The organism is Streptomyces sp. NPDC017529 (assembly GCF_044329785.1).
Taxonomy (GTDB): Bacteria; Actinomycetota; Actinomycetes; order Streptomycetales; family Streptomycetaceae; genus Streptomyces.
The window spans coordinates 1-7,165 of record NZ_JBIRJY010000044.1; the positions used below are offsets into that span (position 1 = coordinate 1).

General features: G+C 70.6%; 2 protein-coding genes. Both read left to right on the top strand.

The genetic code is table 11. The features are described from left to right. The coding region (locus ACH4K4_RS38560) for an amino acid adenylation domain-containing protein (RefSeq protein WP_398175015.1) at positions 1–5,522 on the top strand (5,522 nt) is incomplete at its 5' end. Next, the coding region (locus ACH4K4_RS38565; protein ID WP_398175018.1) for a condensation domain-containing protein at positions 5,519–7,165 on the top strand (1,647 nt) is incomplete at its 3' end. The genes ACH4K4_RS38560 and ACH4K4_RS38565, both read left to right, overlap by 4 nt.

Here is a 7,165-nt window from a genome sequence, read left to right on the forward strand (position 1 = left end):
AAGCGGTGTTGGCGGGCGGCCGCGAGCCGCTGTTGGGCAAGCGGGCGTTGGATCCGGCGCGGGACACCGTGGCGACCCTGCGCCACCGGTCGTGGACGGTGCCGCAGGCGGACGCGGCGGCCTTGGTGCGACGTACCCCGGGCGCCTTCCACTGCGGGGTGCATGAGGTGCTGTTGGCCGGGCTGGCTGGAGCCGTCACGCAGTGCACGAACGTCGGTGCCGCCGGGGTGCTGGTGGATGTCGAGGGTCATGGCCGGGAGCCGTATGCGGGTGCGGACCTGACGCGTACGGTGGGCTGGTTCACCAGCGTCCATCCGGTCCGGTTGAGTGCCGCGGGTATCGACCCGGGCGAGGTGCGTTCCGGTGGCTCTGCGGCGGGGAGGCTCCTCAAGCAGGTCAAGGAGCAGGCGCGGGCGGTGCCCGGCGACGGTCTCGGTTACGGGTTGCTGCGCTATCTCAACCCGGACACCGGCCACCGGCTGGCGGAGCTGCCCGTCCCGCAGATCGGGTTCAACTACCTGGGCCGGTTCCGGTCCGCTTCCGCGGAAGGGCAGGCCGCAGGTGTCTGGCAGCAGGCCGGCGAAACGGCGGTCGGCGGCGGGGCCGACCCGGACATGGCCGTCCAGCACAGCGTGGAGGCGAGCGCGGTCGTCCAGGACAGGAGCGACGGGCCGCGGTTGACCGTCTCGCTGGCCTGGCCGTCCGGAGTGCTGGACGAGGACGAGGCGGAGCGTCTGGGCCGTGGCTGGGTGGAGATGTTGGCCGGGCTCGCCGCCCACACCGATGAGCCGAGGGCGGGTGGTCACACCCCGTCCGATTTTCCCCTCCTCGCTCTCGGCCAGGAGAAAGTGACGGACCTGGAGGCGACGGTGCCTGAGCTGGCGGATATCTGGCCGCTCTCCCCGCTGCAGGAGGGGCTGCTCTTCCACGCGGCCTATGACGCAGCAGGTCCGGACGTCTACGAATCCCAGTGGCAGCTGGAGCTGACCGGCCGGCTGGATGCGGCCCGGCTGCGGCGCTCGTGGGAGGCGTTGGTGGCCCGGCACGACGTGCTGCGGGCAGGTTTCCACCGGCTCGCGACAGGCACCGCTGTGCAGGTTGTCCGCCGAGAGGTGCCGCTGCGGTGGGCTGAGGCGGACGTCAGCGGGCTCCCGGCCGGTGAGTCGGCGGCCGAAGTGGAACGGCTGGCCGCTGAGCAGCGGGCGGAGCGGCTCGACCTGTCCGACGCGCCGTTGCTGCGACTGCTGCTGATTCGCCTGCCGGACGGCCGTGAGGGCGCGGCCGGCTCCCGGCATCGGCTGGTCTTGACCAGCCACCACGTCCTCCTGGACGGCTGGTCGATGCCGGTCCTCGTCGACGAGATGACCGCCATCTACGCGGCGTCGGGCGACGCCTCGGGGCTTCCTCGCGCGGCTTCCTACCGGGAGTACCTGGCGTGGCTGGCGCGGCAGGACAAGCAGGCGGCGCGGGACGCGTGGCGGGCGGAGCTGGCCGGGTCCGAGGAGCCGACGTTGGTCGCGCCGGCCGACCCGGGCCGGAGGCCGGCGGTTCCGGAGGAGTGCTGGGCGGAGGTGTCCGAGGAAATCACGTACGGGCTGAGCGAGTTCGCCCGTACCAACGGACTGACGATGAACACGGTGCTGCAGGGCGCCTGGGCGCTGGTGCTGGCGCGGCTGACCGGCCGTACGGACGTGGTCTTCGGTACCACGGTCTCCGGACGGCCACCGGAACTGCCCGGTGTGGAGACGATGGTGGGGCTGCTCATCAACACCCTCCCGGTGCGGGTGAGTCTCGACGCGGAGCAACCGTTGCTGGAGCTGCTCACCTGCCTCCAGGAACGTCAGGCGAACCTGCTGGAACATCAGCACCTGGGGCTGCCGGAGGTGCAGCGGTCGGCCGGTCCGGGGGCTGTCTTCGACGTTCTCTTCGCTTACGGGAACCACCCCGAACCGTCCGCCGTTCCGGCCGGTGCCGACGCGCTCTCGGTCGGCGTCTTGGGCGCGACCGACACCGTGCACTACCCACTGGGACTGAACATCGCCCCCGGCCCCCGGCTCCAGCTCCATTTCGTCTATCAGAGTGACCTGCTCGGAACAGAGATCGTCGAGGCGCTCGCCGGGCGTCTGATGCGGGTATTCGAGCAACTCATCATCGACGGCCGAAGGCCTGTGGGGCAGATCGAGGTGCTGGGTGCGGAAGAACGCCGGCTGGTGGTTGAGGACTGGAACCGCTCGGCGACTGCGGTGCCCGTCGCGCTGGTGCCGGAACTCTTCCGTAGTCGGTCGGCATGCTCGTGGGACGAGACAGCCGTACAGGACTGCCAACGAGCTGCCACATATCGCGAGTTGGCCACGGATGCGGGCAGACTGGCGCGGCACTTGATGAGTGCCGGTGTCGGGCCCGAGTGCCGGGTGGCGGTGCTGCTGGAGCGTTCGGTGTCGTGGGTACGGGCGGTGCTGGCGGTTGCCATGGCGGGCGCGGTGTTCGTACCGGTCGACGCGCGCTATCCGGCGGAGCGGGTGGCGTTCGTCCTTCGGGACGCGGACCCGGCGGTTGTGGTGTGTGACGGCGGTAGCCGGCGTGCGGTGCCGGAGGGATTCGGCGGCCGGGTTGTGGACCTGGACGATCCGGTGGTGGCCGCGCAGCTGGCGGACTGCCCCGGAGGCTGCGTCACGGATGCGGAGCGGCCGGTACCGCTACGGGCGGACCACGTGGCGTACGTCATCTATACCTCAGGTTCGACCGGTGTTCCCAAGGGTGTCGCGGTGACGCACGGTGGGTTGCGCAACCTCGTGGCCGACCGTGTACGGCGGTACGGGATCGGTGCGGACAGCCGGGTGCTTCAGCTGGTCTCTCCCAGTTTCGATGTGTCGATGTCCGATGTCTGGCCGGTGCTGTGCGCCGGCGGACGGCTGGTGCTGGCACCGGCGGGGCAGCCGCCACTCGGTGAGGAGCTGGCCAGGCTGCTGCGCACGGAGCGGATCACGCACGCGGCGATGACGGCGACGTTCTTGCCGCAGGTGCCTGCCGACGACCTCACGGAATTGCGGGTGCTGGTCATCGGCGGTGAGCCGTTGAGTGAGGAACTGCGTCGCCGGTGGGCTGTGGGCCGGGAGCTGTACGTGGAGTACGGGGTGACGGAGGCGACGGTCACGTCCACGGTGGGCGGCCCGCTCCGCGGCGGCGACGCCCCGTCGATCGGGCGCCCGGTCGCCAACACCCGGGCGTACGTCCTGGACGCTTTCCTCCAGCCGCTGCCGCCCGGCGCGGTGGGCGAGCTGTATGTGTCCGGTGTGAGCCTGGCACGGGGGTACGCGGGGCGGGCGGCGTTGAGCGCAGGGCGGTTCGTTGCCTGTCCGTTCGGCCGGGGCGAGCGGATGTACCGGACCGGGGACCTGGTGCGCTGGACACACGACGGTGAGCTGGTCTTCGCCCGCCGCGCGGACGAGCAGGTGAAGGTCCGGGGCTTCCGGGTGGAGTTGGGCGAGGTGGAGGCGGCGTTGGCGGGCTGCCCCGGCGTCGCGGAGGCGGTGGCCGTGGTGCGGGAGGACCGGCCCGGTGAACGCCGGCTGCTCGGCTACGTGGTTCCCGACGGACGCGCGCCGGACGGCCGGTCAGTACGGGAACACGTCGCCAGGGCCCTGCCGGAGTACATGGTCCCGGCGGCGGTGATGGTCCTGGACGAGCTGCCGATGACACCGAACGGGAAGGTGGACCGGTCCGCACTGCCTCTCCCGGACCTCACCGGAGAGCGACGAGGCCGGGCGCCGCGCACCCCGGCCGAGGAGACCTTGTGCGGCCTGTTCGCCGAGGCGCTGGGGCTCGACCGGGTCGGGCCCGAGGACGGCTTCTTCGAACTGGGCGGCGACTCGATCATGTCGTTACAACTGGTGGTGCGGGCTCGGCAGGCAGGACTGGTGCTGACGGCGCGACAGGTGTTTGAGGAGAAGACGCCCGAACGGCTGGCGGAGGTCGCACACCGCACCGGCACCGGGCCGACGGCATCCGGGTCCCTGGAAGTGGAGGCGGACACCGGCCAGGTGCCTTGGACACCGGTCATGCGGATGCTGGGAGACCGGATCATCGGCAGCGGATTCGCGCAGTGGACCGTCGTGGGGACGCCCGCCGGGTTGACGCGGGAAGCGGTGGCTGCCGGGCTGAGCACTGTACTGGATACCCATGACATGTTGCGGGCTCGGGTGGTGGCCGGTGCCGGTGCCGACCCGGTTCTGGTGGTGGGTGAGCGTGGGTCGGTGGATGCCGGTGCGCTGGTCGTCCGGGTGGATGCGGCAGGGGAGCGGTTGGAGGAGGTCGCGGAGCGTGCGGCCGAGGAGGCTGTGGGGCGGCTGGATCCGTGTGCGGGTGTGATGGTGCAGGCGGTGTGGGTGGACGCGGGCCCCGGCCGGATAGGTCGGCTGGCGCTGGTGGTACATCACCTGGCGGTGGACGGCGTGTCGTGGCGCATCCTCTTGCCCGACATCCAGACCGCTTGCGAGGCGGCGATGGCAGGCCGGATACCGCGGCTCGATCCGGTGGAAACCTCCTTCCGCCGGTGGGCGAGGCTGCTGGCCGAGCAGGCGAACGCTCCTGAGCGAATCGCGGAGTTGGCGGACTGGTCCACCATGCTGGGTACGACCGACGCCCCCCTGGGAAACCGGCAGCCGGACCCGGCAACAGACACCGCGGCCACTGTGCGCCATCGCTCCTGGACACTGCCGACGCAGCAGGCAGCGGTCCTCGCCGAACGGGCTCCCGTGGCCTTCCACTGCGGCATGCACGAAGTGCTCCTCGCCACCCTGGCGGGCGCGGTCGTGCACTGGAGGCACGACACCACCCCCGCCGGCACCGGCGTACTGGTGGACATCGAAGGACACGGACGTGAGGCGGCAGACGGCACGGACCTCTCCCGTACGGTGGGCTGGTTCACCAGCGTCCACCCGCAGCGGCTGGAACTGGCCGGCATCGACCTGGACGAAGCGCTGGCAGGGGGCCCTGCCGCCGGAGCACTGCTGAAAGCGATCAAGGAACAGGCCCGGAACGTGCCGGGCGACGGACTCGGGTACGGCCTGCTGCGCCACCTCAACGCCAAGACCGGAGCAAGGCTGGCAGCTCTCCCATCACCGCGCATCGGTTTCAACTACATGGGGCGTTTCCCGGCACCCGCCCCAACGGGCACCGTCGGCGCCTGGCAGCCGGCCGGCACGACCGCGGTGGGCGGCTCGGCCGACCCGGACATGGCCGCCCCCCACGTACTGGAGGCGGGCGCGGTCATCCGCGACACCCCGGACGGGAGCGAACTGACCATCACGCTGAGCTGGCCGGGCCGACTGCTGGACGAGGCGGCGGTGGACCGGCTGGGCGACAGCTGGCTGGCGGCACTGGGCGGCCTGGCCTCCCACACCGCCGCCCCCGCCGCGGGCGGCCACACGCCCTCCGACTTCCCGCTCCTCGATCTCGAACAGGACGAGATCGAACAATTCGAAGCGATAGCAGCCCGGTTGAAAGGGGGACTGTCACTATGAGCACCACGACCGCCGTCGAGGGCTCGGCACTGGCAGAGATATGGCCGCTGTCACCTTTGCAGCAAGGCATTCTCTTCCACGCCACGTCCGACAACCAGGACGCCGATGCCAACGGCGGCGACGCCGGCGACCACGGCAACGGCAACGGCAGTCCCGACGTCTACGTCGTCCAGGCCACACTGGCGGTGGACGGCCCACTGGATGCGGACCGGTTACGCAACGCCTGGCAGGTACTGCTGGACCGGCACCCGGCGCTGCGGGCCAGCTTCCACCGCCGTAAGTCGGGCGAGGCGGTACAGCTCATTCCGACCCACGTCCAGGTTCCCTGGCGAGAGGCCGACGCGTCACACCTGACGGACGGCGAAGCGTCCCGCCATGTGGCGGAGCTGGCCGCAGCGGAACGGACCGAGCGATTCGATCTGTCGGTGGCGCCCCTGCTCCGCCTGGTACTGATCCGGCTGGCCGCCGAACGGCACGTACTGGTCATGACGGCCCACCACATCCTGCTCGACGGGTGGTCGACACCGGTTCTCCAACAGGAAGTGTCCGCACTCTACGCGGCGGAAGGCGACACCTCGGTGCTGCCCCGGGCCACCTCCTACCGGGAGTACCTGGCGTGGCTGGGCCGGCAGGACAAACAGGCCGCACGGCAGGCCTGGCGAGCCGAACTGGCCGGGATCGCGGAACCGACGCTGGTGGCACCGGCCGACCCGACCCGGAAACCGGCGGTTCCGGAAATGGTGTCGTCGGAGATCGACCAGGAAACGACGCGTGCCCTCGGCGAATTCGCCCGCACCCACGGTTTGACGATGAATACGGTGATGCAGGGCGCCTGGGCGCTGCTGCTGGCCCGGCTGACCGGCCGTACGGACGTCGTGTTCGGTACCACGGTCTCCGGGAGGCCCCCGGAGCTGCCTGGCGTGGAGACGATGGTGGGCCTGCTCATCAACACCCTCCCGGTACGGGTACGGCTCGACGGCGCACAGCCGGCACTGCACATGCTCACCGGGCTGCAAGAGCGGCAGACGGCGTTGCTGGAACACCAGCACATGGGTCTGGCGGAGATCCAGCGTCTCGCCGGCTCCGCAGCTCTCTTCGACACCCTCTTCGCCTACGAGAACTACCCGTCCCCACCCAGTGACCAGGCGGCCTCGGCCGAGGTGCTCACGTTCCGCCCGATGGACGCACGGGAGGCGACCCACTACCCGCTGACCCTGAGCTTCGTCCCCGGTGACCGCATCCAGGTATGGCTGGACCACCGCCCGGACCTGGTCGCCACGGAGATCGCCGCGGCACTGCCCGGCCGGCTCCTGCGAGTGCTGAAACAGCTGATGGCCGACCCCATGATGCCGGTGGGCCGGATCGACGTACTGGGTGCGCAGGAGCGCGGGGCGGTGGTGGTCTCTGGCCGGAGTGCTACTGCGGAGGGGGAGGGGGTGTTGTCTTCCTCGGTGCCTGAGTTGATCGCTGCCCAGGTGGCCTGTAGGCCGGATGCGGTGGCGGTTTCGGGTGCGGGAACGTCTCTGTCGTATGGGGAGTTGTGGGCGACGTCGGGTCGGTTGGCCGGCTATTTGTCTGGTGTGGGTGTGGGGCGTGGTGGTCGGGTTGCGGTGGTGATGGAGCGGTCGGTTGAGTTGGTGGTG